A 24913-nucleotide genomic window follows, 5' to 3' on the forward strand; every position below is an offset into this window, starting at 1 on the left:
TCGATGTCACAGGTGACTGTGGACTGGCCGGGCTGGCCTGCGGAAATCGCCGAGAGTTACCGGGCAGCGGGATGGTGGCGCGGCGAGACGTTCGGCCAGCAGCTGTCCGGATGGGCGGAACACTTCGGCCCCCGCACCGCCCTGATCGACGGCGAAGTTCGCATGACGTACGCCGAACTGGACGCGACCGCACACCGGCTCTCCCGCGCCCTGCACAAGCTCGGACTGCGCCGTGGCGACCGGGTCGTCGTCCAGTTGCCGAACCGGGCCGAGTTCGTAGTCCTGTGGTTCGCCCTCGTTCGCCTCGGGGTCGTCCCGGTGCACGCCATGCCCGGGCATCGGCGCTCCGAGGTGGGCCACCTGATAGCCCAGTCGCACGCCGTCGCGTACGTCGGCCCGGATCGGCATGCCCGCTTCGACCACCGGCAGCTCGCTGCCGAGTTGCAAGCGACGTTTCCGCACCTCGCATACGTGGTCATCGACGGTGAAACTGGAGGCTGGGACGGTTTCCGGTCACTGCGTGAGCTGCTGCAGACGGAGGCGGCTCCCATCGACCACCCCGACCCTCCCACCGCCTCGGACATGGCCTTGCTGCTGCTCTCGGGCGGCACGACGGGGACACCCAAGCTCATCCCGCGTACACACGACGACTACGCCTGCAACGCCCGGCTGGCCGCGGAGATCTGCGAGCTCGGGCCGGGCAGTGTCTATCTGGCGGTGCTGCCGATGCCGTTCAACTTCACCATGAGCTGCCCGGGGATTCTCGGAGTACTGCAGGCCGGCGGGACCGTCGTGGTCGCACGCGATCCCAGCCCCACCACGGCGTTCCGGCTGATCGAGCGGGAGCGGGTCACGATCACCGCACTCAACCCGCCGCTGGTGCCTCTGTGGCTGCAGGAGCGGACGGAGTCGGCAGCGGATCTGTCCAGCCTGGAACTGCTCCAGGTAGGCGCCGCACGGTTGAGCGACGACCTCGCCCGCCGCATCCGCCCCGAGCTGGGCTGCCGGCTGCAGCAGGTCTTCGGCATGGCGGAAGGACTGCTCAACCTCACCCGCTCCGAGGACAGCGAGGAACTCGTCTGCACGACGCAGGGACGGCCGATCTGCCCCGACGACGAGGTGCTGGTGGTGGACGAGGCCGGCGCCGAGGTGCCGGCCGGAGAGGTAGGCGAACTGCTCACCCGGGGGCCGTACACGATCCGGGGCTATTACCGGGCCGAGGAGGTGAACCGCACCGGCTTCACCCCGGACGGCTACTACCGCACCGGCGATCAGGTGCGCCGCCTGCCGTCCGGGCACCTGAGTGTCGTCGGCCGGATCAAGGACCAGATCAACCGGGGCGGCGAGAAGATCGACGCGACCGAGGTGGAAGGACACCTCGCCGCCTACCCGGGGGTGCTGGCCGCCGCGCTGGTCGGCGCACCCGATCGAGACCTGGGTGAACGACCGGTCGCCTTTCTCGTCTGCGCCGGGGAGCCTCCCACGGTCCGCGCGATCGGCGCTTTCCTCCGCGATCGGGGGGTCGCGGCGTACAAGCACCCCGACCGGATCGGCACCGTTCCGGCGATGCCTCTCACCGCGGTCGGAAAGATCGACAAAAGGGCACTCGTAGGTCTGCTCTGATCGATCCTTGTTGAGAATGACAACGATTTTTGTCTAGGCTGCCGACAACACCGGCGCCGGTCCGGACTTGCCGAGGAGCAGACCGATGCGGGTCACCGCGAATGCCGACATCTGCGTTGGTGCGGGGCAGTGCGTGCTCGCCGCACCGACGGTCTTCGACCAGTCCGATAAGGATGGCCGAGTGCAAGTGATCACTGCCGACGTCACCGACGAGCACGCCGAGGCCGTGCGGACCGCCGCCGACTGGTGCCCGTCCGGCGCTGTCGTACTGCTCTCCCGGTGATCCCGCCCGGGGAAAGTTCCCACACCCTGAGGAGCCCTTGCGTGTCCACACCCCCGACTGCCCCGAGCCGGCAGGTGCTGTTCGACGGCGACCGCTTCGTGGCGGCTGCCGCGCTCGCGGCCACCGCCCGGGAGCCGTACGTGGCATACGAATACCCCGAGGCGATGTGCTTCGCCGAGGGCGAGCAGGCGAGCATCACCGTGTCCGGCGGGATGACGACCCTGACCACAGACGAAGGACAGCGAACCTTCCCGGCGGGTTCCGGCCTGTTCGACGGTGTACGACAGGCGATCGAGGCACTACCGGGTGGCGCACGGCGTGTCTACGGCTGGGCCTCCTTCGAGCTGATCGGCGAACCGGAAGCCGGCGAGGTCGTGCATCTGATGGTGCCGCGCCGAGAGATCCGGATCTACAACGGATGCGCCCTTCTGGCAGCGGAGACCGAGGTCGCACTGGACGAACTGAGCGATCGCCTGACGACGGCGGGCACCGCCACCGGGCAGGTCGTGCCACCGCGACGTGTCGAGGTCGAGCTGGCCGGGGAAGAAGCGGTGCTCTACCGCAAAGCGGTCACCGAGGCGATCGAGTCGATCCATGAGGGCGCCCTGGAGAAAGTGATCCTCTCGCGTGTCGTTGCCGTGCGGGACGAGATCGATCTTCCCGCAACCTATCTCGCGGGCCGCCGAGGCAACCGCCCCGCACGTTCCTTCCTCTTCGACCTGGGCGGCTGGGAGGCGGCGGGCTTCAGCCCGGAGATCGTCGCCCGGGTCACGGCGGACCGAACCGTCGTCACCCAGCCTCTGGCCGGCACCAGGGCGCTGGGCGGCAGCGCCGTCCACGACGCGGCCCGGCGCGAGGAGCTCTACCGCGACGCCAAAGAGGTGTTCGAGCACGCCATCTCCGTGCGTCTCGCCGCAACCGAGATGACCCGGGTCTGCACCCCGGGCACCGTCGGGGTCCGCGACTTCATGTCCGTCAAGGAACGTGGCAGCGTACAGCACCTGGCCTCCGAAGTCGTCGGCAGGCTGGCGGACGGCGTCTCCGCTTGGGACGCGTTGTCGGAGCTCTTTCCGGCCATCACCGCCTCCGGCGTCCCGAAGGCACCGGCCTGCGACCTGATCCGCACCGTCGAGCCCGAACGGGGCCTCTACAGCGGGGCGATCCTGACGGCCGACGCGGACGGCACCCTCGACGCGGCTCTTGTTCTGCGCAGTGTGTTCCGGCACGGCGGACGGACCTGGTTACGCGCCGGGGCCGGCATCGTCGCCCGGTCGAATCCGGAACGGGAGCTTGAGGAGACCCGGGAGAAACTGCTCAGCGTGTCGCGATTCCTGGTCCCGGCCGGCGCGACGCCGGCAGAAGCCGCCTGAGGCTCTCGCAGGCCGCCCCGACCGGGCGCCCTGGTCCTGGAACCAGGGCGCCGACGTGCTCGACAACATCATCTTCCTGCGGCGGCAACCGTCCGGGGCCGACCCGAATCAGAAGCGCTGACCGGCGGAGATCAGTTTCCGGTAGAGCCCCGGGACGTCCTTCAACTCCTCATGCGTGCCGCGCTGGACCAGGCGCCCACGCTCGAGGACCAGAATCTGATCCGCGCCGGCGATCGTTTCCAGGTTGTGGGCGATGACCAGGACCATGCCCCGCTCCGCCAGCAGCCGGGCGGCGTCGAGCACCAGTCGGCTGTTCTCCGGGTCGAGGGCGGAGGTGGCTTCGTCGAGCAACGTCAGCCGGGCTCGTTTCAGCAGGGCCCGGGCGACGCAGACCCGTTGCCGCTGCCCCCCGGACAACCGGCTCCCGCCGGGGCCGACGGGATAGTCGAGGCCACCTGGAAGTGCAGCCACCATCGCTTCCAGGCCGGCGGCGCGGACGGCCTCGGTGACCTCCGCAGCGGTCGCGCCGGGCCGGGCGGTGCGAATGTTCTCCCCGATCGTCGTGTCCAGCAGGTAATCGTCCTGGAGAACAGTCGCCAGTTGCGCATAGAGCTGCTCGGCCGACATCGATCTCAGATCACGGCCGGCCAGTTCGACGCGCCCGGCGGTGGGATCCCAGAACCGGGCCAGGAGCCGGGCGACAGTGGTCTTGCCGGAGCCGGACGGGCCGACGAGAGCGGTGAGACCGCGGTCCGGCAGCGTGAACGAGACATCGTCGAGCACGAGAGCACCGTCGTCATAGCGGAATCCCAGATCATGCACGGTGATCCCGGAACAATCGACGGGGTCCTGTCGCCCGGCGGGTCGTCCGGTCGTCAGCGGCTCGGCGTCGAGGACTTCGACGATCCGATCAAGTGTGGCGCGCTGCAGGCGCAGCCCGGCGGCGAGCTCGGCACCGGTGGAGCCGACCGCGGTCAGCCGGGCAGCGACCACCAGAACACCGACCAGGACGTCGGCGGTGAGTGTCGCCTGGGCCAGCCACATGACGCCCAGGCCCGCGAGACAGGCGAAGAGCACGTTCATCGTGAAGCCGAACAGCAGCAGGCCGGGCAGCACCGTGCCGGCCGACCTTCGGGATGCAGCGGCGACCTCGTCGAGGGCACGGCTCAGGTCACCGGCGTCATCCGGGCGCTGGTCGGTGCGGATCACCGGCTGCCGGGTCGCGTACTCCATGATGCGGCTGGTCGCTTCGACCTCGACGGCATGCCGACGGGCGTCGACGGTGCGGGCGAGCCGGCCGCTGAACCGGCTGGTGTACCAGCCGATCGCGGTGGCGGCGAGGAGTGCGAGCGAGTAGCGCCAGTCGAGCAACGCGATGGTGAGGGCGGCGGCGAGCGGGGTCACCACGGCGGTGATCGTGGGGCGTAGCAGCAACGCGGGATAGGACATGATCTGCGGTACGCCGGTGGTGGCCAGGTCGACGACCTTCGCCTGCCGGATCGGTGTGAACCACCCGAGGGGCAGCCCGGCGAGATGGTCACCCATGCGGACGTGCAGGGCCCGCGCGGTCTCGCTGCCGACCCGGAAAGCGATCATCTGGGCGATCCACTGCACGACGAGGAACACCGCAACCGCGGCCAGGAGCGCGCTCAACCACGGCAGGATCCCCGTCGTGTCGGCGAGGAAGGCAGTGATCGTGGCGCCGGTGAGCCCGAGAGCGACACCGTGCAGGACCGCAGCGAGAGCCAGCCAGCAGGTCAGCAGGATCAGCTGGCGGGCCTCCCGGCGGGGCAGCAGCCGGTACAGCGTACGCAACATCAGTGACGTCCTTCGGCATGGGCGGTGCTGTCGCCGGTGAGGGCCTGGTAGGCCGGGCAGGTCATCGACAATTCAGCGGCGGTGCCGTCTCCGGCGAGCCGGCCGTCGGCGAGGACGAGGACCCGGTCGGCCCGGGCTGCGATGTCGAGCTGATGAGTGATCAGCAGAACGGACCGGTGCTCGGCCTGTGCCTCGAGCATGTCCAGCAGCACACTTCGGGAGGCCGCATCGACCGCGGAGAGCGCCTCGTCGAGCACCAGCAGACGGGGGGAACGCACCAGCGCGCGGGCCAGGCAGAGGCGCTGGATCTGCCCGCCGGACAGCTCGGTGTCGACGCCGAGTACGGTGTCGTAGCCGTGGGCAAGGGCGGTTATCTCGTCATGGATCGCGGCATCGCGGGCCGCGCCGGCCATTTCCTCGTCGGTGACTGCCCGCCCGCCGGTGAGGTTGTCCCGGACGCTCGCACGGCGCATCCCGGTGTCCTGGAACACGAAGGCGGTGTGGTCGTACAGAGCTTTCTCGGTGAGATCCGTTAGCGCGGTCCCGCCGATCAGAATCCGCCCCGAGGTGGGGTCGGCGAACCGCGCGAGCAGCGCGGCAAGGGTGCTCTTGCCGCTGCCGGAGGCCCCGACCACAGCGACCAGCCCGGTGGGGGGCAGGTCGAACGACACGTCGTCGAGGGCGAGCCGGTCGCCGTCGTAACGGTGGCTGATCCGCTCCAGCCGGACGGACCCCGCCGGCGCCGAGCCGCGCGTGCCGAACCGGAGCGCGGGCTGCTCGAGGAATTCCCGGATCGAGCTGAGCGCCGAAAGACCGGTGCGGATCGCCTGCAGACGCGGGCCGGCCACTGCGACCGGGGCGCTGATCGCCGGTCCGAGCAGCACACCCGCGACCATCGCCGACGGTGTCAACCACCCGGCGGTGACTCCGATCACGCCGAGGACGGTCAGACCTGTTGCGGTCAGCCCCGGGGTGACGACGAGCCAGGACGCGGTCGTGACCACGGCGGTGCCGGACGACCACGCCCGGAAGAAATCGTGGAAACCGGTCGCCGCGCTCAGGAAACGGGTTCGCGCACCGCCGGGCCCGCCGTAGACCTTCGCGACGGGTAGGCCCCGGACATAGTCGACGACGGCGGCGTTGATGCGCTGCTGCGCGACGGCGTACTCGGCGAACTGCGCACCCGACCCCCGCATCGCGCGTGCGTAGAACAGAACACCGGCCACCAGTGGTACCAGACTGCAGAGGGCGAGCCGCCAGTCGAAGGCGGCGAGGACGGCGAAACCGGCGATCGGGACCACCACGAGAGCCACTACATCGAGCAACGTATGCGCGACGAGATAGTGCAGAGCTCCGGTGTCGTCCTGCACGACCTTCTTGATGCGGGCGGCGCCCTGCCCCTGGACTGCCGGCACCGGCGCGTGACGGATCGTCTCGGCGAGCCGGCGCTGCAGGTGAAGGCTCAGGTCGGCGTCGGCTCGATGAGTGATCCAGGTGGCCGCTGCGGCGGCCAGGGCAGCGCCGACGGTACCGGCGACGGCCGTGACCACGATCGTAGTGCCCGGCAAGGCGTCGCCGGAGGCCCAGGCGCCGGCGAACCGGGCCAGCGCGAGCAGCGGGAGCAGCGCCGACACCCCGGCCAGCGCCTGGAGGACGGCGGCCGGCACGAGCCGGCCCAGCACGGGCCGAAGCAGTTCTGGCGAGGTCATCGCAGCTGTCCTTCGTGAATGGTCAGGACCCGGTCCGCTCGGGCCGCGACGCGATCGGAGTGGGTGACGAGCAGGATCGCGGTTCCGTCGCGCCGGAGGCCGTCGAGAGTCTTGAGAACGCGGGTCTCAGTGTCGTGGTCGAGAGACGCTGTTGACTCGTCGCAGACCACCACAGCGGGGGCCGCGGCGACCGCTCGGGCCAGCGCGGCGCGGTGGCGTTGACCACCGCTGAGCCGCTCGGGCGTCCGGTCGAGCAGCTCGGGTGCCAGCGCGAACCGGTCAGCGATCTCCTCGACCGACCAGGTTCCGCCGGACCGGCCCCGCCGGACCGCCGCGCCGAGCGAACGGGCGAGCGCACGGCGGACCGTCTCGCGCGGGTTGAGCGCCGTCCGGGCGTCCTGCCCGACATAGGCGAGGTACGGCTGTCCGGCCCGTACCCGCGCCGCCGCATCCCAGCTGACGGGCGCGCCGTGCACCAGCAGGCGCCCGGCGGCCGGCGGGGCCAGGCCGCAGAGCGCTCGCGCGAGCGATGTCTTTCCGCTGCCGGATGCTCCTCTGATGCCTACCATCTCGCCGGCGGCGACCTGTCCGGAGACGCTACGCAGCACGTACAACGGGCCGTGGCGAACGGTGACGTCCTCGAATGACAACGCCCCGGTGCCATCGCCGTTCGGGGACGGCCCGCCGGTCGGGGACGGTACGGGGACGGCGATCGCACGGCCGGAACCGGACAGCCGCCCGCGGTCCATCGACTGGGTCACATCGGCGACGCGATCGACGAGGGCGATGTCGTGGCTGATCAGCAGCACCGCGGGCCGCCACGTGAGCGTGGTGAACCGTTCACCGATCCGGTACGCGGTGTCCGCGTCCAGGCCGCTGGTGGGTTCGTCGAGGACGATCAGCTCCGGCCGGGTGACCAGCGTCCAGGCCAGCACCGCCCGCTGAGCCTGTCCACCGGACAGCTGCCCCGGATAGCGGCGTAACAGGGCCAGGTCGAGAGCGGCGTCGCGGGCGGCCTGTTCGACCCGTGTGCGCCGGGCGGCACGGTCCTCATGCGGCCGGGCGATGCGCGCCGCAGTGTCCAGTTGGGCCGCGAGCTGCCGGCGCGGATCGAGCGCGCTGTGCGGATCCTGCGGAAGGTACCCCGTTACCCGGCCGCGCAGGCGCCGCCGGACGGCGGGCTGAAAGGGATCGGCGCCCGTCACCTCGACTGTCCCAGCCGTGCGGCGCAGCCCGCGACCGAGGTGGCCGAGCAGGCACAGCGCAAGCGTGGTCTTGCCGGATCCGGAGGGTCCGACGAGGCCGGTGACCCTGCCGCGGACCAGCTCCAAGCCGACGGCGTCCAGCACCGCGCTGCCGTCCGCGGCGGTGACGGTGAGCCCACGGACTTCGGCGACGACGGTCATCGGGCCACTCCCACCATGTCGGGTCCGACCCGATCTCGTTCACCCAGGAGCGGTCCGGTGATGTGGTCGAGAAGGAAGGTGACCCCGACGGCGAGAACGACGAGCAGGGCCGCCGGGACCAGCACCGGCAGCGGGTTGACGGTGATGCCCGCGCTGTTCTCCTGAACCATGCGCCCCCAGTTGGCCGTCGGCGCGCTGGCTCCGAGGCCGAGGAAGCCCGCCGTCGCCGCCACTTGGACCGCCGCCACCAAGCGGATCCCGGCCTCGGCGAGCGCGGCCGGGGCGAGCGCGGGTAGGACGTCGTATCTGAGTCGAACCGTCAGTGCGTCACCCCTGGCCAGCGCCGATCGGGCATGGTCGGTGGCGACGATCGCGGTGGCGCGCTCCCTGATCACCCGGACCGAGAACGGCACGCTCACCAGGACACTCGCCGCCACGACCGCCGCCCCGCCTCCAGGCAGTCCTGCGGCGAGTACGAGGAGCAGCAGCATCGCCGGAAAGACGGCGAGGGCGTCGACACCCAGGACCGCGAACCGGGCAGCTGTGCGCCGTCGGGTCATCGAGACCCACAGGCCCACAGTCAGGCCGATCATGCTCCCCAGCACGGTCGCCACGGCGGCCTGCGTGATCAGCGCACGACCGCCGACGAGCACGCGGGCCAGGGTGTCCCGGCCCAGCACGTCCGTGCCGAGCAGGTGCACGCCGGATGACGTTTCGAACGGTCCGGCGACCGGAGTATCCGGGTCGACCGCTGACAGCCACGGACCGCAGACTGCGATGATCAGAACGAGCGACGACATCATCAGGACCGGCAGGCGTCGCAGAGTCATCAGGCAACCCCCGGTGGATGCGCCTGATGCCGTCCGAGCATCGCGGCGCACAGATCACCGGCCAGCAGGATCGTCAGTGTCGCGGCGCCGAGGGTCAGGCTGAGGCCCTGCACCAGTGGCACGTCCCGCTCCGCCACTGCCTGCGAGAGCTCGAAGCCGATCCCGGGTACGTTGAACAACGTCTCCACGACGATGCTCCCGCCGAGCAGGCCGGCGAGCACGATGGAGAGTCCGTGCAGGGCCGATGGGGCGGCATTCGCCACCACCATCCAGACGTAACGGACGCCTCGGATTCCGTTGAGCCGGGCGAACTCGGCGAAGCCGGTATCCGCCGTCTGTGCGACGGAGGCGCGCAGTAACCGCATGGCCGCGCCGAACCCGCCGAGGGCCAGCGCGATCGCCGGTAACGCCACGAGATCCGGGTGCTCCCAGAGTTCCTCTCCGGCAGGCACCAGCGCCACCGCCGGAAGCACCGGCCACCATGCGGTGAACACTACGAGGAGGGCCGTGGCCAGCAGGAAGTCCGACGAACCGACCAGGCCGAGCGTGATCGCGCTCAGTGCACGATCCCACCGGCCGCCGACCCGCAGGCCTGCGGCGGCGCCCAGACCAACGGCGAGAACCACGATCACCACCGCAGCCGGGAGCAGTACGGCAGCGCTCGTCGACAGCCGGTCACCGATGATCTCGCCGACGTCTCGGCCGGTGAGAAGCGATTCGCCGAGGTCACCTCGCATGGCCTGTCCGATCCATTCGAGGTAACGCTCGCCCGCCGGGCGGTCGAGTCCGAGGGAGACGCGGATCGCGGCCCTCTCGGCGTCCGTGGCGTTCGGGCCCGCCGACGTGCCCACCGCATCGCCGGGAAGCTCCTCGGTCGCCCAGAAAACGACGGCGGAGAGAGCGATGAGGGTCGCCGCCGCGGCGGCGACCCTCATCGTCAGCCAACCGGCCAATCGCACCGGTCAGTTCCGCAGGGTGACGCGGGACAGGTCGGGGAACTGGAGTTCCCGCACGCCGTCCACACGATCGGAGGCGGCGTTGATCGTAGGCACGAACACCGGAGCGATCTGGTTGCCCTTCTCCCACAGCAACTTCTGCGCCTGGTGCGACGCGGTGAGCCGCTCCTGGCCGGTCACGGCGCTCCGGGCGGTCAGCACCAGAGCGTCGACGTCCGGGAAGGTGCCCGGGGCGTGGTTGATCTCGAAGTACGCCGGCGGGGTGTAGCCCGCTTTGAACGGCCAGGACAGATAGGCCGGGTAGTCGGCGAACAACTGTCCGGCGGGCAGCTCCCGCAGCGTGGCCTGGACACCGATCGCCTTGAGATCCTCGATGATCAGCGTGGCGGTCTCCACCATGCCGGGCATCTCCGGGCCGGCGGTCAGCTCGACCTTGATCCCAGCTGCCCCGGCCTCGGTCAGCAGTTGCTTCGCTCGCTCGGGATCATGGCCGCGCTGGGCCAGAGCGGTGTTGTAGGAGGGGAAGCCGAGGGCGGGAATGTCGTTGCCCACGAAAGCTCGCCCGTAATAGACGTTCTGCACGATCCGTTTCCGATCGACCGCCAGCCGGAAGGCTTCCCGGACCCGGGGATCATCGAACGGTTTGGCCTTGATGTTCATCGTGTACTGCAGGTAGGAGGCGTACGGCAGCTCACTGTTCGTGACCTTGAGGCCGTCGGCGGTCTCCAGGGTCTTCGCCTCGGCGGGACCGACCGCGCTGATGAAGTCGACCTGACCCTGCCGGAGCGCGTTCACACGTGCTGAGCCGTCTGGGATCGAGCGCAGCTCGATCTTCTCCAGCGCCGGCGCCTGCCCGTAATAGCTGTCGTTGCGCTTGAGCAGCGTGGACTGCCCCGGCTCGAAGGACTCGATGGTGAACGGGCCGGACGACGGTGTGCTCGTGGTGAACTCCGTCGTCTTGTCCGGGATCGCGAGCGTCGTCTGGCAAATCACCTCCCGTCCGTCGGCGATCGGCGACTTTGCCGGGAGGATCACCGTCGATGCATCCGGGGCGGAGGCCGCATCCATGTCGAAGTTCCGGGAGATGAGCATCGTGAAGGGAAGGCCCTTCAACAGCATCGGCGCACGCAACGAATACAGCACATCCGCCGAGGTCAGCAACTTACCGTCAGTGAACTTGACGCCGTCACGGACGCGGAGGGTGTAGGTCTTCAGATCCTCGGAGGCCGTGATCGTCTCGACCACGCCGTACGACACGCCGTCCGGCGCCTTCGGGTCCAGCTCGCACAGCGGGGCGTGCACGAGCTTCGCCCGGACGAAGTCGAGGGCGGTGGGACCGGCCAGGTAATTGAGCGTCTCACTCGATCCGCCGCCCGCGAATGCCGCGCGCAGGGTCCTCTCGGCGGACTTCGAGCTGCCCGCCGGATCGCCTTCGGAGCACCCCGCTGCGGCAAGGAGTGCCCCCACGGTGACGGCCGCGGCCAGGTTACGTGCCGTGGTCGATTTCATCCAATATCATCACTTTCTGCCATCAGGGCATTCAATCGTGTCGTAGGTTTACTACGTATACCACTTCTTGAAAACGATTGTCACCTCCTACTGGTCGGGAGTGCGATGAAAACTCCGGCGCCGTTGACCCGCGACGCGATCGTGGGCAAGGCACTCGACATCGCCCACCGCGAAGGTCTGGGCGCCGTGACCATGCGCGCCGTAGCCGGCAGCCTCGGGGTCACTGCCATGGCGCTCTATCGCCATGTGACGGACCACGAGCAGCTCGTGCGACTGGTTGCCGACCGCATCGGTGGGCTGGTTCGGCCGCGTTCGGCTGCGGACGCCTCGTGGGAGCAGCGCGCCCGGGCCTGGGCGCAGACACAGCGCGAAACACTCCGGCAGTACCCCGGCGTGGCGGCGTGGCTGATCAACAACGGTCCGGCCGGCCCAGAGGCCTACCGTCTACTCGACAACCTGCTTGAGACACTCCACGACGCCGGATTCGACGACGCGACAGCCATCAGCGGCGCCGCGACGATCATGAGCTGGACGTTCACGCGGGTCGCGATCGAGGACTCCGCGGATGACCGCGTTCGTCGCCGTTCACCGGTGCGCACCGCAGCGTTCTTGGACGGCCTGTCCGGCGTCGACGCCGCCGTACATCCGTTCGCCACCGGGATGGGACCCACATTCTTCACCCTGCCGCCGCCTGAGATCTTCGACACCGGCCTCGACTGGATCCTGACCGGATTCGGCCAGAGCTTGAATTAGAGCTGACGGCTTCCCGACTCGGCATGCGCGCAGCCGATCGCGACACGGCAGGACTACGCCGTCGACAGCACCAACCGCTCGTTCTGTGCGCCCACGCCCACGTCGACGTCACCGCCGCGCTGGCAAGAGGAGGCGCCGAATCCGATGCCGGCCCGACTCCCCTCACCCTCGGCGGGACCCTTCAGACGCGGGCCAGCACAGGCCACCGCCGAAACAGGCGAGCACCAACGTCCCACCAAGCCGGACCGACGACCAGGAGGATGGGAGAGAAGAAGGCCGCGACCCCGGTTCTAGTGTTCTGTCTCAGTTCTGACTAGCCGTTTGCTGGAGGGCGGCTCGTCCATGTCGGACCTTGGCCAGGATCGACTCGGCGGTGGCGGTCCACACGAACGGCTCCGGTTGCAGTGCGAAGGTGCAGACGACACCATCGCCCACCGACTGACCGGCGTGTCCGGGGTGCGCTACATCGCGGGGGAGGCAAGCTGCACCCTCCGAACTCACGGCGCCCGTGGAGCCGATGCCCACTCCGCGCCCGGCGCGGGTCACGGGACCAGCAGTAGCTTCCCTGCGGCGCGGCGTGCCTGCAATTCCTCGTGCAGTGACCCTTTCGCCAAGCATTCGGTCAGGAGCCTCCTGCGGTGGGAAGCCGCAGGAGGCTCGCCGGTGGGCGGTTCGACGAGCAGGAGGCGGAACGCTACCTGCCGGCGCGACCGATCATGCGGACGGGTGCGTGAAGTAGTGGCCCTGCTCGAGGTCCTCGATGAGCCCCGGCTGGACCGGCCGCCACCCGAGCAGCTCGCGGGTGAACGCGCTAGTTGCCGGCTGATCGCCCGCGAGGACCATCCCGAGAAAGCCGTAATCCTCGGCCGGGACGGAGGCCGTCGGCAGGTCAAGGTGGCGGCCGATCACTGCGGCGATGTCGCGGATCGGCACGCCCTCGTCGGCGACCGCATGCAGCGTCGATCCCGCCGGGGCCTGCTCCAGCGCCAGGCGGAACAGGTGCGCGGCATCGAGCCGGTGCACGGCGGGCCAGCGGTGCGACCCATCGCCGACGTAGCCGGAGACGCCCTTGTCGCGGGCGATACCAACCAGCATCGCGATGAAGCCGGGATCTCCTTCGCCGTGCACTGTCCGGGGCAGCCCCACGACGGACGAGCGAACGCCGCGTGCCGCCATGCCGAGGGCCAACTCGGCGTTCGCGGCCCGGCCCGCTGCCGGACCGGCGGAAGCGTGCTTGTCGCGCTCGGTCGCCACGCGTCCGGGCACTGCAGGCGTCCCGGAGGCGATGACGAGGGGCTTGCCGGTGCCCACGAGCGCGGCGCCCAGTGTCTCGATGGCGCGCGCATCGGCCTGCACCGAGGCCTCGAACTGGGTGAAATCGTGGATGAAGGCGAGGTGGATGACCCCGTCGGAGCTGGCGGCCCCGGCGCGCAGGGTGTCCGAGTCGTCCAGGTCGCCGCGGAGCACCTCGGCTCCATTGGCGGCGATAGCGGCGGCCGAGGAATCCGATCGAGCGAGCCCCACAACCTGATGACCCGCGCCGATGAGCTCGGGAACGACCGCGGAGCCGATCCAGCCGGACGCGCCGGTGACAAACACACGCATGAGAAGACCTCCAGGTGACCGACTTCGCTGGCGCCGGGCTTGCGCCGAGACTGTCGATGTCAGTTGCTGTCATCAGCGTATCACCTGATGTCAGTCTCTGTCATCAAGTAGGATCGGGGGCATGGGGCGATGGGAGCCAAACGCGCGCGGCCGACTGGAGCAGGCCGCACTGGAGCTCTACATCGAGCGCGGGTTCGAACAGACCACGGTCGCGGAGATCGCCAAGCGGGCGGGGCTTGCGGAGCGAACCTTCTTCCGGCACTTCGCCGACAAGCGCGAAGTTCTGTTCGGGGGCGCGGGCACACTGCAGGAGTTCCTCGTGAGTGCCCTCGCCGACGCATCCGATGCCGCCACGCCGATCGACGCGGTCGCGGCGGCCTTCGAGGCCGCCGGCACCCTGCTCCAGGAGCGTCGCGAGACCGCCCGACAGCGCCAGGCGGTCATTGCCGCGAACGCAGAGCTTCGAGAGCGTGAGTTGATCAAGCTCGCATCGCTCGCCTCGGCACTCGCCGACGCATTACGCCAGCGCGGCGTGACAGACTCAGCCGCGAGCCTGGCCGCTGAGGCAGGGAGCGCCATCTTCAGGATCGCGTTCGAGCGCTGGATCAACGAAGCCGGCCAGCCAGACTTGCCGCACCTCATCCGAGAGTCGCTCGACGAACTCAAAGCCCTGACCGCGGGCAAATAACGGCAGGCCCAAGCGCTGGCTCGCTCGCGCAGCGGGTGCCGTCCGCGTTCGTCCGTGTCGGTCGCCGTTCGCGGTGCGTCTTTCCGGGGCTGGGTACCGGTGATTCCGTTCGGGTTCACGCTGTCGCCGGTCTGGGTCCGCACCGGGCACACCGCCGGTGGCGGTCGCATCGTGGTCCATCAGCGTTCGCCGCTGGTCTCGGGGGCGAAGTGCTGTACCGCGAACGCGATGGCCGCGGCGATGTCGTCGTCGCTGGTTCCCCAGGCGGCCTGGATGGCGGCAGCCCAGGCGTGGCAGCTACGGGTGGCGAACTCCTTCGCGTCGGGAGTGTCCTGCCAGCTGGCGGGGTCGAACGTCATGCGGTGCAGGAGGAGGTCGAGGCCGAGCAGCGCCAGGTCCCAGCCGCCGCCGATTCCGATCGTGCCTCCGGGACCGTAGGTGCGTACCAACTCGTCGACGATCTCGGCGGGTGAGGTGTGCTCCAGCTCGAAGACGGTGTGGTCGCTGTCGCCGGGCGCCAGGCGTACCACGACCTCGGTCGGCATCCCCTCGCCGAAGACCCAGGTCACCTTGATCAGGTGGGGTTTCTCGCAGCGTAGGATGTCGCCGCCGGCGTTGTCCTTGAGCTGGAACGTGCCGCCGGGCCGCAGGTCGCCCTCGATCGGGCCCAGCCAGCGACTGAGCCGCTGCGGGTCGGTGCAGGCGCTCCACACGTCCTCGATCGGGGCGTCGTAGACCCGCCGCAGCAGCAGCGACCGCCCTGCGCCGGTGGCGAGCGCCTGGTTGCCGATCTCCCGGTGGGTGGCGTTGATTTGGTTGACGATGTCGATCACGTTGATTCCTCGCTATCCGACTCGGCTGCCTGACGACGATCGGGTGTCTCGGCAGTGTTTCCACGGCTGTCGTGCTGCTCGCGGTGTTGGCGTTCGCCACGGGCGAGTTCGGTGGCCAACGCGTCCAGGCGCTGGTTCCAGAACTGCCGGAAGCGCTCCAGCCAGATGTCGACCTCCCGCAGGGGCGCTGCGTCGACGGCGTAGAGGCGGCGCGTACCGGCCGGGCGGACGGTGACGAAACCCGACTCCCTCAGCACTCGCAGGTGCTGCGAGACCGCAGGTGCTGAGATGCCGAACTCTGCGCGGATGACCTCGGTGACGGCGCCAGCGGCCTGTTCGCCGTCGGCGAGTACTTCCAGTACCCGGCGTCTGACTGGGTCGCCGAGGATGTCGAACGCATGCACCCAGGAACTATCCCAGTACCCGCTTAATTAAGTCAACGCTTATTCATGGGAATGCTGATCGCTGTCCACCAGGAAGCGCAGGACCCTCGGCGCGAACCCAGGGAACGGGCGTGGCGTCGGTACTCGGGTGGAGGGTTGTTCAGTCGGGCCCGATGCTCGGGTCTGGTGCCCTGCCAGGAGATTCGCGGTCGTGGTCCGGCCCTGAAACCGCGCTGAGGCTGCCGACGGCAGCTGCGCCGTCGAGGGCACCGATGCGGCCCGGGCGTCGTCCAAACTGAGTGGCTTGGCCAGCCGCGCCGGGTCGCCCATGGCGGCATGCATCCTGGCCGGCATGTCCAACGACCGTGGCTCGATGTTCATTGACTCAACTCCATCGACTCAATGCCGCCCCTGATCCTGCGCGAGGAAAGGGTCGCCGAGTGCGACACGGGTCGGCTGGCTGGACGGACGGGACGCCGGCGTGCTTACATCATGCTGTGGTGATATCATCGGTACCTGATGTGATCAGGATGCTGGCGGACCCGTTGCGGGCGCAGATCGTTGCGCTCCTCGCCCAAGGCCCCGCCTGCACCTGCCACCTGGTGGAGGACACCGGGGCGAAGCAGCCGAACATCTCCAACCACCTTCGACTGCTGCGTGAGGCTGGCGTGGTGGTCACCGAACCGCACGGGCGGTTCACCTACTACCGCCTGGTGCCCGAGACGCTCGAAGCCGCCGCCGGGCACCTGACCGACATGGCGAGCCAGGCTCGCGCCCGATCCGAGGCTCGCAGGGAGTGCCCATGACCCACACCGACCAGCGCGGGGCAGAGACGTCCGCCGTGGTGGCCCGCTTGTCCCGCCTGGACCAGTTCCTCCCGATCTGGATCGGCCTGGCGATGGTGGCCGGCATTCTCCTCGGCCGTCTCATCCCTGGCCTGAACAGCGCCCTGGAAGCGGTGAAGATCGGCGGTATCTCCCTGCCGATCGCCCTCGGCCTGCTGATCATGATGTATCCGGTGCTGGCCAAGGTGCGCTACGACCGGCTCGACACCGTCACCGGCGACCGGCGGCTGTTGTTCTCCTCGCTGCTGCTCAACTGGATCGTCGGCCCGGCGCTGATGTTCGCCCTGGCGTGGATCTTCCTGGCCGACCAGCCGGAGTACCGCACCGGTCTGATCATCGTCGGCCTGGCCCGCTGCATCGCCATGGTCATCATCTGGAACGACTTGGCCTGCGGCGACCGGGAAGCCGCCGCCGTCCTCGTCGCGCTCAACTCGGTCTTCCAGGTCCTCGCCTTCGGTCTGCTCGGCTGGTTCTACCTAACCCTGCTGCCGCAGTGGCTCGACCTGCCCGGCGCCGAGCTGACCGTCTCCGGCTGGGACATCGCCGTCAACGTCCTGATCTTCCTCGGCATCCCGCTGCTCGCCGGTTTCCTCACCCGCCGGCTGGGAGAGCGGGCCAAGGGCCGCCAGTGGTACGAGGCGAGTTTCCTGCCGAAGATCGGTCCGGTCGCCCTCTACGGCCTGCTGTTCACCATCGTCATCCTGTTCGCCCTGCAGGGCGACGCCATCACCTCCCGGCCCTGGGACGTGGCGCTGATCGCGGTGCCGCTGCTGGCGTACTTCGCCATCATGTGGGCCGGGTCCTATGCCCTGGGTCGGGCCATCGGTCTGAACTACGAGCGCACCACCACCCTGGCGTTCACCGCCGCCGGCAACAACTTCGAACTGGCCATCGCCGTGGCCATCGGCACGTTCGGGGTAACCAGCGGGCAGGCCCTCGCCGGGGTGGTCGGCCCGCTGATCGAGGTGCCGGTGCTGGTCGCGCTGGTCTACGTCAGCCTCGGCCTGCGACGTCGACTGTTCCCCACCGTCACCGCACCGGCGGCGCTGCGATGAACTGCCTCGACTGCGGCACCGCCGCAGTGCGCCACCTGCAACGCCGCATACCTCGCCGCCACCGCATGACCCACGAATAAAGGAGTGCCGACATGTCCGACAAGCCCAGCGTGCTGTTCGTCTGTGTCCACAACGCCGGCCGCTCCCAGATGGCCGCCGGATGGCTGCGTCACCTCGCCGGCGACACCGTCGAGGTCCGCTCCGCAGGCTCGGCCCCCGCCGAGACCGTCAACCCCGCCGCCGTCGAGGCCATGCGCGAGGTCGGCATCGACATCACCGACCAGACCCCCAAACTACTGGAGTACGCCACCGCCGAGTCCTCCGACGTCATCGTCACCATGGGCTGCGGCGACGCCTGCCCGGTCTTCCCCGGCAAGCGCTACGAAGACTGGAAGCTCGACGACCCCGCCGGCAAGGGCCTCGAGACGGTTCGTCCCATCCGCGACGACATCCGCGACCGGGTGCAGCAGCTACTCGGCGAGCTTGTCCCCGGCGGCGCGGACCGGGCGTGACCGGCTGCTGATCATCGGTGGCAGTGACGCCAGGATCTCCTCGCGGGACCACGGGCCCGGGAGATGGGCGCTCGCGTCACCGCTGCCGGTGGTCGCCGGCTCGTACCCTAATCAGTTGATCTGCCGCATCATGTAGCACATCTCCGGCGACGTGCCCGACTGGCACGACCTGGCCCACCGCTCGCGGGCTGACCTGGAGGAGGCGGGCCGGCGACTGATCCTGGACACCCCCGTCCACCTCGGCTACCGCGACACCGCCGTGTCACACGCCCGGCCCAACGCCGCACCGGACCTGCCGGCCCGCGCCGCAGCGGGTACCTTGCTGTGCATGGCTGGTCCGGCGAATTCGGCACGCGAGGACACCGCGCTGGTGGTCGCCCGGCCAACCCGTCTGCCCACTCATCGGCCGAGGCGGACGGAAGGGACGCGATGAGCCGGGACAGCTACGGCGAACAGCTCGACCGGCTCACCGGGCTCCTCGCGACGATGAGCCGTGATGCGGCGGCGGCCATCCGGGGCGCCAGCAGCGGCATCCTGGAGGTCGACCGCGCCGCCGCGGAGGCGGTACTGCACGGCGACGCCCTGCTCGACGCTCAGCGCGCCGACGTCGAGGCGAGGATCCCGCTGTTGCTGGCACGGCATCAGCCTGTCGCCTCGGACCTGCGGCTGGTGCTGTGCGCGATGCGTATCGCCGGCGACCTCGAACGCATGGGCGACCTGGCCGTGCATGTGGCCAAGGTCGCGCTGATGCGTCATCCCGTCACCGTGGTGCCGCCGCTGGCCACGGACGTGCTCACCACCCTGGCGGATGCGGCCGCGCGGATCGCGGACAAGGCAACTGTGGTCCTGGCGACCCGGGACCCTCTGGACGCGATGCAGCTGGGTCTGGACGACGACGAGGTCGACGCCGCCCATGCGAGCCTGCTGTCACTGCTCGTGTCGGCCTGGCCCTACGGCATCGAGTCGGCGATCGATCTCGCGCTCGTGGGCCGTTATTACGAGCGTTACGCCGACCATGCGGTCAACGTCGCGCGGCAAGTCGTGTACCTCGTGACCGGCGACATCCGGCTCTGACCGGCTCATCTTCGGACATCCAGGCATAGCCCCGTCGTCACGACACATTTCTGTAGCGGCCGGCCACGTTATGCGCTGGGGAGTTCATTTTTCGTTCACCTACGGCCGGTGGGCCGGCTACCTGGCCCTTCTACCTTGGCTGGCGTACGGCCCGCACGGGCCGATACACCCCCATAGAGAGGCTTACCTGGTGAACCGCAACGTGCTTTCGCGGCGCGTCCTCGCCGGCGTCGCGCTCGCCGCGCTCGCGCTTACCGGCTGCAGCAACAACCCGGAGAACGGCGAGAACACCGCCGCTGACGGCGGCGAGAAGCTGTCGGGTCAGGTCATGGTTGACGGGTCGAGCACCGTGGCCCCGCTCAGCGAGGCCGCGGCCTCCATCTACCAGGCCGACGGTGGCCAGCCCGGCGTGAACGTTTCGGTCGGCACCTCCGGCACCGGTGGCGGCTTCGAGAGGTTCTGCAAGGGCGAGACCGACATCTCCAACGCCTCCCGCCCGATCAAGGACTCCGAGAAGCAGGCCTGCGAGGCCGCGGGCATCAAGTACAAGGAACTGATCGTCGCCAACGACGCACTCACCGTGGTCGTCAGCAAGGACAACACCTGGGCCGACTGCCTCACGGTCGACCAGCTGAAGAAGATCTGGGAGCCGGGCTCGAAGGTCGCCAACTGGAACCAGGTGGACCCGAAGTTCCCGAGTGAGCCGCTGAAGCTCTTCGGTGCCGGTACCGACTCGGGCACCTTCGACTACTTCACCGCCGAGATCAACGGTGAGGAGGGTGCCAGCCGCACCGACTACACCGCCTCGGAGAACGACAATGTGACCGTGCAGGGTGTCGCCGGCACCAAGGGCGGCCTGGGCTACTTCGGCTTCACCTACTTCGAGGAGAACGCCGACAAGCTCAAGGCGCTGAAGGTCGACGGTGGCGCCGGCTGCGTCGAACCGAGCCTGCAGACTGCGCAGGACAACACCTACAAGCCGCTGTCCCGCCCGCTGTTCATCTACGTCAGCGACGCCGGGGCCAAGAAGCCGCACGTCGAGAACTTCGTCACCTTCTACATCGAGTCGATCGACGACATCGTCAAGGAGGCGAAGTTCGTTCCTCTGACCGAGCAGCAGAAGGGCACGCTCAAGAGCGAGTTCGACGCCCTGAAGGCCGCGGCCTGACGTGACCACCAGCACCCGGAGCGCCGGTTCCGCCGCAGGGAACACCCTGCGGCGGGGCCGGCGCCGCCCCGTGGAGAGCATCGTCCAGGTGCTCCTCGTCGCTGCCGCGCTCGTGTCGATCGTGACCACGGTCGGCATCATCATCGCCCTCGCCAACCCCACGATCGAGTTCTTCCAGCAGGTCAGCATCGTCGAGTTCTTCACCGGCACCAGCTGGACCCCCACCTTCCTGCAGAAGGCGTACGGGGTGCTGCCGCTGGTGTCGGCGACCATCGTGGTGACGGTCATCGCCCTGGTCATCGCGGTGCCGATCGGTCTCGGGTCAGCGATCTACCTGGCTGAGTACGCCAAGCCGGGCACCCGCAAGGTGCTCAAGCCGGTCGTCGAGCTACTGGCCGGCGTGCCGACTGTGGTGTACGGCTTCGTCGCCCTGTTCGCGCTCAACCCGCTGCTGCAGAAGTGGTGGCCCACCGAGAACGGTCCCGGTTTCCAGAACCTACTCATCGCGGGTATCGCGATGGGCATCATGATCGTTCCGACGATCGCCAGCATCTCCGAGGACGCGATGTCCTCGGTACCGCGCAGCCTGCGCGAGGGCGCGTACGCGCTGGCCTCGACGAAGATGCAGGTGTCGACCCGGGTGGTGGTCCCCGCCGCCATCTCCGGCATCGTCGCAGCGGTCGTGCTGGGCATCTCCCGCGCGGTGGGCGAGACGATGATCGTCACCATCGCCGGTGGTCTGACCTCCGACCGGGTGGTGTTCAACCCGCTGGAGGGCGCGGCCACGATGACCGCCTTCATCGCCAACATCTCATCCGGCGACATCCCGGTCGGATCGCTCGACTACGACTCGGTCTTCGCCGTCGGCGCACTGCTGTTCCTGATCACCTTCGCGCTCAACGCCGTGTCGATCCGGATGGTCCGCCGTTTCAGGGAGGTCTACGAGTGAGCACCCCGACCCTCACCCCCACCCGGCCGGATCCCTCCGCGCCGGGTGCGGCGCTCACCCAGCGCCGCAGCCGCCCCGGCGAGCTGGCCTTCCGTGTGGCGATGCAGTCCTGCCTGGCCGTCGCCTTCGGTGTGCTCGCCAGCCTGCTGGGCTGGGTTCTGATCAAGGGTTGGAACCGGCTGGACTCGCGACTGTGGACCGAGATGCCCACCGGACTGACGAGCCGGTTGGACACCGCTGGTGTCCAGTCCGCCTTGGTCGGCACCGTGTGGATCATCTCGCTGGTCGCGGTGATCTGTCTGCCCATCGGCGTCCTCTCCGCCATCTACCTGGAGGAGTACGCCAACAACACCCGCTGGTACAACCGGCTGCTGGAGCTGAACATCCAGAACCTGGCCGGTGTGCCGTCGATCATCTTCGGCATCCTCGGCCTGGGCATCATCGCCCGCACCCTCGGGCTCGGTTTCACCGTCATCACCGCGGCGATCGTGCTGTCGCTGCTGGTGCTTCCGGTGGTCATCATCGCCTCCCGGGAGGCCATCCGGGCGGTGCCGCAGTCGATCCGGCAGGCCTCGTACGCGCTCGGCGCCACCAAGTGGCAGACCGTCTCCCGGCAGGTCCTTCCGTCGGCGGTGCCGGGCATCGCAACCGGGTCGATCCTGGCCCTGTCACGGGCGATCGGTGAGGCCGCGCCACTGCTGGTCCTCGGCGCCGTCACCTTCATCACCTTCAACCCGGACGGTTTGGACAGCGCCTACACCGCACTGCCGATCCAAATCTTCACGTTCATCGCGAGGTCCCAGTCCGAGTACACCGAACTGGCGGCCGGGGCGATCGTCCTGCTGTTGACGATCGTGCTGGCGATGAACTCCATCGCCATCTTCGTGCGGAACCGGTTCGAGAAGCGCTGGTGAGCATCCGTGACGTATCAGCCGCTGCATCGCCGCCCGAGAACGAGTCTGAGGTGACCACCGTGAATCCCGATACCACCAGCCGCCCCGCGGTCAACATCGCCGGCGTCCAGCCGGCCGCCGGGCACCAGCCCCGCCCGACCACGCCGGTAATGGAACTGTCCGGCGTCAGCGTGTACTACGGCGCCTACGAGGCCGTGCGCGGCACGTCGATGCCGATCCAGGAGAAGCAGATCACCGCGATGATCGGCCCCTCCGGCTGCGGCAAGTCCACCATCCTGCGGTCGCTGAACCGGATGAACGACCTCATCCCCGGTGCCCGCGTCACCGGATCGGTGACCTATCACGGTCAGGACCTGTACGCCAAGGAGGTCGACCCGATCGAGGTCCGCCGCCGCATCGGCATGGTCTTCCAGAAGCCGAACCCGTTCCCGAAGTCGATCTACGACAACGTCGCCTACGGACCTCGGGTGACCGGCATGAAGGTCGCCAACATGGACGATCTGGTCGAGAAGGCGCTGCGTGACGCCGCACTCTGGGATGAGGTCAAGGACAAGCTGAAGACCAGCGGCCTGTCCCTGTCCGGAGGTCAGCAGCAGCGCCTGTGCATCGCCCGGACCATCGCGGTCAAGCCGGAGATCATCCTGATGGACGAGCCGTGCTCGGCGCTCGACCCGATCGCCACGGCCAAGATCGAAGACCTGATGTTCGAGCTGTCGAACGACTACACGATCGTCATCGTGACGCACAACATGCAGCAGGCCGCCCGGGTCAGCCACTACACCTCCTTCTTCACCGCCGAGGTCGACGAGAAGCAGGAGCGCCACGGTCGACTGGTGGAGTTCAGCCCCACGGGCAAGCTGTTCACCAACCCGACCGACAAGCGCACCGAGGACTACATCACCGGCCGGTTCGGCTGACAGACGCGCCAAGGTGCCCGTGGCCGCAGGACTCACCGCGGAGGTGCAGTCGGCAGATCGTCTCCTCGCGTGGGGCTTCGCAGGTGTGGCGAAGCCCCACTATCGAGGCCCGAGACCTGCACGATGGGCTCACGGGCCGTTGTGTCATGCCGTGCGCGCGGGCCGCAGCACGGCCAACGTCCTCAAGCCCACCGCGAGCCGGTCTGAGGGCATGAGCTGAACCGGAGAGCCGGGTACCGATGAACAACCTCGTCGAGGCCACCGCCGGCGACCGACGCCACGACGGTCGACTCGTGCTGCTCGTGGTCGATGACGACGATGTGCTCGGCGCGGAGCTGGTCGACCAGCTGACCGCCCACCGGATCCGCGGGCACCACTTCCCGCACCCCGCGGAGGCGCTGCTCGGCGCGGGCACCTTGCAACCGGACGCCGCGCTGGTCGCCGCCGGACTGACCACCATGAGCAGCACCGACCTGGTGCGGCTGCTCGCCGGCCGGGCCGGCATCCCGACGGTCGTCGGCATCGGCGACGACGACGGGCCGCTGGCCGCCGCCGTACTCAGGGAAGGCGCCACGGCCTGCGTACGGCGCCCCTACCGCACCGACGAGATCATTCCGATCCTCCGGGCCATCCGCCCGGACAGCGCCAGTTCCCTCGACCCGCCCGTCGAGATCGGCGGGCTCCGCGCCGACCCCGCCACACTGGAGGTGCACCTGCACGGGCGCCTCGTGGCGCTGCCGATGAAGGAGTTCCGCCTGCTGTACTTCTTCATGACCAACGCCGACCGCACCGTCACCCGCGAGCAACTGCTCTCGGCGGTGTGGCACGGACCGTCCGGGGACACGTCCAACACCCTCACCGTGCACATCAAACGCCTGCGCAAGCGACTGGGCCTGGACAACGGCCAGCCGCCGATGATCGTGACCGTCCGCGGGCTGGGCTACCGGTTCATCCCTCCCGCCATGACGACGTCGGCCTACCCGCCCCTGTCATGACCACCGCCGACGAACCAACCGAGCCGACCACACCAACCGAGCCGACGGTGCCGATCACACCGACGGCACCGGCAGAGGCGACGGAGTCGGTCGTCGAGAAGGCGCGTTCGTCGACGCAGCGCGCCTCTGACGTGGTGCTGGTCGCCGTGCCCGTCGCCTACGTCCCGCACGTCGCGCGGCTGCTCGCCGGACTCGACGCCGAGTCCAAGCCGCGCCCGGCGCCACGAGGACCGCTGCGCCCCAGAACGGAACCGCAGGCCACGCCTTGGCCGGTCGAGGAACTTCGCCGACTCAGCAACGGACGCAGCCTGACCCACCGGACAGTGGTCCGGGTGCTGGACGCGCTCGCGCGCCGCCCGGGAGAACTGTTGAGCGGCCAGGAGCTGGCAGGTGCGGCCGGCACCACCCGGGAGAAGCTCGTCGGGGCCTTCGCCGGGCTGACACGCCTGCTCAAGGTGCACTACGACTTCCCCAGCCTCGGCATGCCGTTCACACGCGTTCCGGGTGGTCCCGAGGGACGGCCGCCAGAGATGTACTACCGCATCGACGACGAACAGGCGAGGCGGTGGAGGCGGGCACGCGGCCACGCCGCTGATTGAGCCTCCGTGCGACGACCCGTCCGCACGTGCACGGGGACATCCCCCGTTCACTGGGCGGATTTATTTCTGCCACTTCCTGTCGTGGTTGCGGTCCACCTCGCCTGCCTAGCGTCCCGGAT

Annotated in this window: 24 protein-coding genes; 15 read left to right on the forward strand and 9 right to left on the reverse strand. The window is 69.1% G+C overall.

Annotation, left to right across the window (positions count from 1 at the left end):
* Nucleotides 1-3 precede the first annotated feature (3 nt).
* From GA0070215_RS23715 to GA0070215_RS23725, 3 genes are all read left to right on the forward strand, one after another.
* Complete coding sequence (locus GA0070215_RS23715; RefSeq protein WP_167361555.1) at nt 4-1623, forward strand: (2,3-dihydroxybenzoyl)adenylate synthase; 1620 nt, start codon at nt 4-6, stop codon at nt 1621-1623.
* 85 nt (nt 1624-1708) lie between these two features.
* The gene (locus tag GA0070215_RS23720) at nt 1709-1906 is read left to right on the forward strand and encodes a ferredoxin (protein ID WP_091049984.1); all 198 of its coding nucleotides are present in this window, start codon (nt 1709-1711) and stop codon (nt 1904-1906) included.
* A gap of 74 nt (nt 1907-1980) precedes the next feature.
* Nucleotides 1981-3276 (forward strand): salicylate synthase, encoded by a 1296-nt coding sequence (locus tag GA0070215_RS23725; RefSeq protein WP_091049989.1) that lies wholly within the window; start codon nt 1981-1983, stop codon nt 3274-3276.
* A gap of 108 nt (nt 3277-3384) precedes the next feature.
* Here the strand turns inward: GA0070215_RS23725 and GA0070215_RS23730 are convergent, their stop codons facing one another.
* Genes GA0070215_RS23730 through GA0070215_RS23755 form a run of 6 tightly spaced genes read right to left on the reverse strand, consistent with a single transcriptional unit; the run spans nt 3385 to nt 11504 of the window.
* Nucleotides 3385-5094 carry an ABC transporter ATP-binding protein gene (locus GA0070215_RS23730; protein ID WP_091049994.1) on the reverse strand — a complete coding sequence of 570 codons (1710 nt, stop codon included), beginning with the start codon at nt 5092-5094 and terminating at the stop codon, nt 3385-3387.
* Nucleotides 5094-6776 (reverse strand): ABC transporter ATP-binding protein, encoded by a 1683-nt coding sequence (locus GA0070215_RS23735; RefSeq protein ID WP_167361556.1) that lies wholly within the window; start codon nt 6774-6776, stop codon nt 5094-5096. The genes GA0070215_RS23730 and GA0070215_RS23735 overlap by 1 nt, the downstream gene beginning before the upstream one ends.
* Nucleotides 6777-6799: 23 nt before the next feature.
* On the reverse strand, nt 6800-8209 hold the full coding sequence (locus tag GA0070215_RS23740) for an ABC transporter ATP-binding protein (protein WP_091050001.1): 1410 nt from the start codon (nt 8207-8209) through the stop codon (nt 6800-6802).
* Complete coding sequence (locus GA0070215_RS23745; protein WP_018788053.1) at nt 8206-9039, reverse strand: ABC transporter permease subunit; 834 nt, start codon at nt 9037-9039, stop codon at nt 8206-8208. The genes GA0070215_RS23740 and GA0070215_RS23745 overlap by 4 nt, the downstream gene beginning before the upstream one ends.
* The gene (locus GA0070215_RS23750) at nt 9039-9974 is read right to left on the reverse strand and encodes an ABC transporter permease (RefSeq protein ID WP_244167118.1); all 936 of its coding nucleotides are present in this window, start codon (nt 9972-9974) and stop codon (nt 9039-9041) included. The genes GA0070215_RS23745 and GA0070215_RS23750 overlap by 1 nt, the downstream gene beginning before the upstream one ends.
* Nucleotides 9975-10001: 27 nt before the next feature.
* Nucleotides 10002-11504 carry an ABC transporter substrate-binding protein gene (locus tag GA0070215_RS23755; RefSeq protein ID WP_091050008.1) on the reverse strand — a complete coding sequence of 501 codons (1503 nt, stop codon included), beginning with the start codon at nt 11502-11504 and terminating at the stop codon, nt 10002-10004.
* Between the two features lie 123 nt (nt 11505-11627).
* Between GA0070215_RS23755 and GA0070215_RS23760 the strand changes: the two genes are divergently transcribed.
* A complete protein-coding gene (locus GA0070215_RS23760) occupies nt 11628-12257 on the forward strand; it encodes a TetR/AcrR family transcriptional regulator (protein WP_018788050.1) in 630 nt (209 codons plus the stop codon).
* Nucleotides 12258-12971: 714 nt separating this feature from the next.
* On the opposite strand, the gene GA0070215_RS23765 is transcribed toward GA0070215_RS23760, so the two are convergent.
* On the reverse strand, nt 12972-13862 hold the full coding sequence (locus GA0070215_RS23765) for an SDR family oxidoreductase (RefSeq protein WP_091050011.1): 891 nt from the start codon (nt 13860-13862) through the stop codon (nt 12972-12974).
* 121 nt (nt 13863-13983) lie between these two features.
* On the opposite strand from GA0070215_RS23765, the gene GA0070215_RS23770 reads away from it, so the two are divergent.
* On the forward strand, nt 13984-14550 hold the full coding sequence (locus tag GA0070215_RS23770) for a TetR/AcrR family transcriptional regulator (RefSeq protein ID WP_018788048.1): 567 nt from the start codon (nt 13984-13986) through the stop codon (nt 14548-14550).
* A 179-nt stretch (nt 14551-14729) separates the two neighbouring features.
* On the opposite strand, the gene GA0070215_RS23775 is transcribed toward GA0070215_RS23770, so the two are convergent.
* Nucleotides 14730-15383: an SRPBCC domain-containing protein gene (locus tag GA0070215_RS23775; protein ID WP_091050015.1), complete on the reverse strand. Its 654-nt coding sequence runs from the start codon at nt 15381-15383 to the stop codon at nt 14730-14732.
* Nucleotides 15380-15787 carry an ArsR/SmtB family transcription factor gene (locus GA0070215_RS23780; RefSeq protein WP_018788046.1) on the reverse strand — a complete coding sequence of 136 codons (408 nt, stop codon included), beginning with the start codon at nt 15785-15787 and terminating at the stop codon, nt 15380-15382. Before GA0070215_RS23780 ends, GA0070215_RS23775 begins: the two co-directional genes overlap by 4 nt.
* 509 nt (nt 15788-16296) lie before the next feature.
* Here GA0070215_RS23780 and GA0070215_RS23785 point away from each other — a divergent pair.
* The 10 genes from GA0070215_RS23785 (at nt 16297) to GA0070215_RS23830 (ending at nt 24794) form a co-directional block, all read left to right on the forward strand.
* Nucleotides 16297-16572, forward strand: a complete 276-nt coding sequence (locus tag GA0070215_RS23785; RefSeq protein WP_244167125.1) for an ArsR/SmtB family transcription factor — start codon at nt 16297-16299, stop codon at nt 16570-16572.
* The gene (gene arsB, locus GA0070215_RS23790) at nt 16569-17666 is read left to right on the forward strand and encodes an ACR3 family arsenite efflux transporter (RefSeq protein WP_018788044.1); all 1098 of its coding nucleotides are present in this window, start codon (nt 16569-16571) and stop codon (nt 17664-17666) included. Before GA0070215_RS23785 ends, arsB begins: the two co-directional genes overlap by 4 nt.
* A 92-nt stretch (nt 17667-17758) precedes the next feature.
* Nucleotides 17759-18178 carry an arsenate reductase ArsC gene (locus GA0070215_RS23795; protein ID WP_091050017.1) on the forward strand — a complete coding sequence of 140 codons (420 nt, stop codon included), beginning with the start codon at nt 17759-17761 and terminating at the stop codon, nt 18176-18178.
* A 429-nt stretch (nt 18179-18607) separates the two neighbouring features.
* A complete protein-coding gene (phoU, locus tag GA0070215_RS23800) occupies nt 18608-19252 on the forward strand; it encodes a phosphate signaling complex protein PhoU (protein WP_018788042.1) in 645 nt (214 codons plus the stop codon).
* A 190-nt stretch (nt 19253-19442) separates the two neighbouring features.
* Nucleotides 19443-20420: a PstS family phosphate ABC transporter substrate-binding protein gene (locus tag GA0070215_RS23805; RefSeq protein WP_091050020.1), complete on the forward strand. Its 978-nt coding sequence runs from the start codon at nt 19443-19445 to the stop codon at nt 20418-20420.
* Between the two features lies 1 nt (nt 20421).
* The gene (gene pstC, locus GA0070215_RS23810) at nt 20422-21369 is read left to right on the forward strand and encodes a phosphate ABC transporter permease subunit PstC (protein WP_018788040.1); all 948 of its coding nucleotides are present in this window, start codon (nt 20422-20424) and stop codon (nt 21367-21369) included.
* Nucleotides 21366-22283, forward strand: a complete 918-nt coding sequence (gene pstA / locus GA0070215_RS23815; RefSeq protein ID WP_018788039.1) for a phosphate ABC transporter permease PstA — start codon at nt 21366-21368, stop codon at nt 22281-22283. Before pstC ends, pstA begins: the two co-directional genes overlap by 4 nt.
* 59 nt (nt 22284-22342) lie before the next feature.
* Nucleotides 22343-23200: a phosphate ABC transporter ATP-binding protein PstB gene (pstB, locus tag GA0070215_RS23820; protein WP_026268525.1), complete on the forward strand. Its 858-nt coding sequence runs from the start codon at nt 22343-22345 to the stop codon at nt 23198-23200.
* Nucleotides 23201-23439: 239 nt separating this feature from the next.
* The gene (locus GA0070215_RS23825; RefSeq protein ID WP_091050024.1) at nt 23440-24195 is read left to right on the forward strand and encodes a winged helix-turn-helix transcriptional regulator; all 756 of its coding nucleotides are present in this window, start codon (nt 23440-23442) and stop codon (nt 24193-24195) included.
* Complete coding sequence (locus GA0070215_RS23830) at nt 24192-24794, forward strand: hypothetical protein (protein ID WP_091050028.1); 603 nt, start codon at nt 24192-24194, stop codon at nt 24792-24794. The genes GA0070215_RS23825 and GA0070215_RS23830 overlap by 4 nt, the downstream gene beginning before the upstream one ends.
* Nucleotides 24795-24913: the final 119 nt, after the last annotated feature.

This window comes from Micromonospora marina, from assembly GCF_900091565.1.
Classification (GTDB): Bacteria; Actinomycetota; Actinomycetes; order Mycobacteriales; family Micromonosporaceae; genus Micromonospora; species Micromonospora marina.

Coding starts and splice junctions, on each gene's coding strand:
- GA0070215_RS23830 (WP_091050028.1), top strand. CDS start 24,192: ATGACCACCGCCGACGAACCAACCGAGCCGACCACACCAACCGAGCCG.
- GA0070215_RS23715 (WP_167361555.1), top strand. CDS start 4: ATGTCACAGGTGACTGTGGACTGGCCGGGCTGGCCTGCGGAAATCGCC.
- GA0070215_RS23795 (WP_091050017.1), top strand. CDS start 17,759: ATGTCCGACAAGCCCAGCGTGCTGTTCGTCTGTGTCCACAACGCCGGC.
- GA0070215_RS23755 (WP_091050008.1), bottom strand. CDS start 11,504: ATGAAATCGACCACGGCACGTAACCTGGCCGCGGCCGTCACCGTGGGG.
- GA0070215_RS23745 (WP_018788053.1), bottom strand. CDS start 9,039: ATGACTCTGCGACGCCTGCCGGTCCTGATGATGTCGTCGCTCGTTCTG.
- GA0070215_RS23720 (WP_091049984.1), top strand. CDS start 1,709: ATGCGGGTCACCGCGAATGCCGACATCTGCGTTGGTGCGGGGCAGTGC.
- GA0070215_RS23750 (WP_244167118.1), bottom strand. CDS start 9,974: ATGAGGGTCGCCGCCGCGGCGGCGACCCTCATCGCTCTCTCCGCCGTC.
- phoU (WP_018788042.1), top strand. CDS start 18,608: ATGAGCCGGGACAGCTACGGCGAACAGCTCGACCGGCTCACCGGGCTC.
- GA0070215_RS23825 (WP_091050024.1), top strand. CDS start 23,440: ATGAACAACCTCGTCGAGGCCACCGCCGGCGACCGACGCCACGACGGT.
- GA0070215_RS23730 (WP_091049994.1), bottom strand. CDS start 5,094: ATGTTGCGTACGCTGTACCGGCTGCTGCCCCGCCGGGAGGCCCGCCAG.
- arsB (WP_018788044.1), top strand. CDS start 16,569: ATGACCCACACCGACCAGCGCGGGGCAGAGACGTCCGCCGTGGTGGCC.
- GA0070215_RS23765 (WP_091050011.1), bottom strand. CDS start 13,862: ATGCGTGTGTTTGTCACCGGCGCGTCCGGCTGGATCGGCTCCGCGGTC.
- GA0070215_RS23770 (WP_018788048.1), top strand. CDS start 13,984: ATGGGGCGATGGGAGCCAAACGCGCGCGGCCGACTGGAGCAGGCCGCA.
- GA0070215_RS23785 (WP_244167125.1), top strand. CDS start 16,297: ATGCTGGCGGACCCGTTGCGGGCGCAGATCGTTGCGCTCCTCGCCCAA.
- GA0070215_RS23740 (WP_091050001.1), bottom strand. CDS start 8,209: ATGACCGTCGTCGCCGAAGTCCGTGGGCTCACCGTCACCGCCGCGGAC.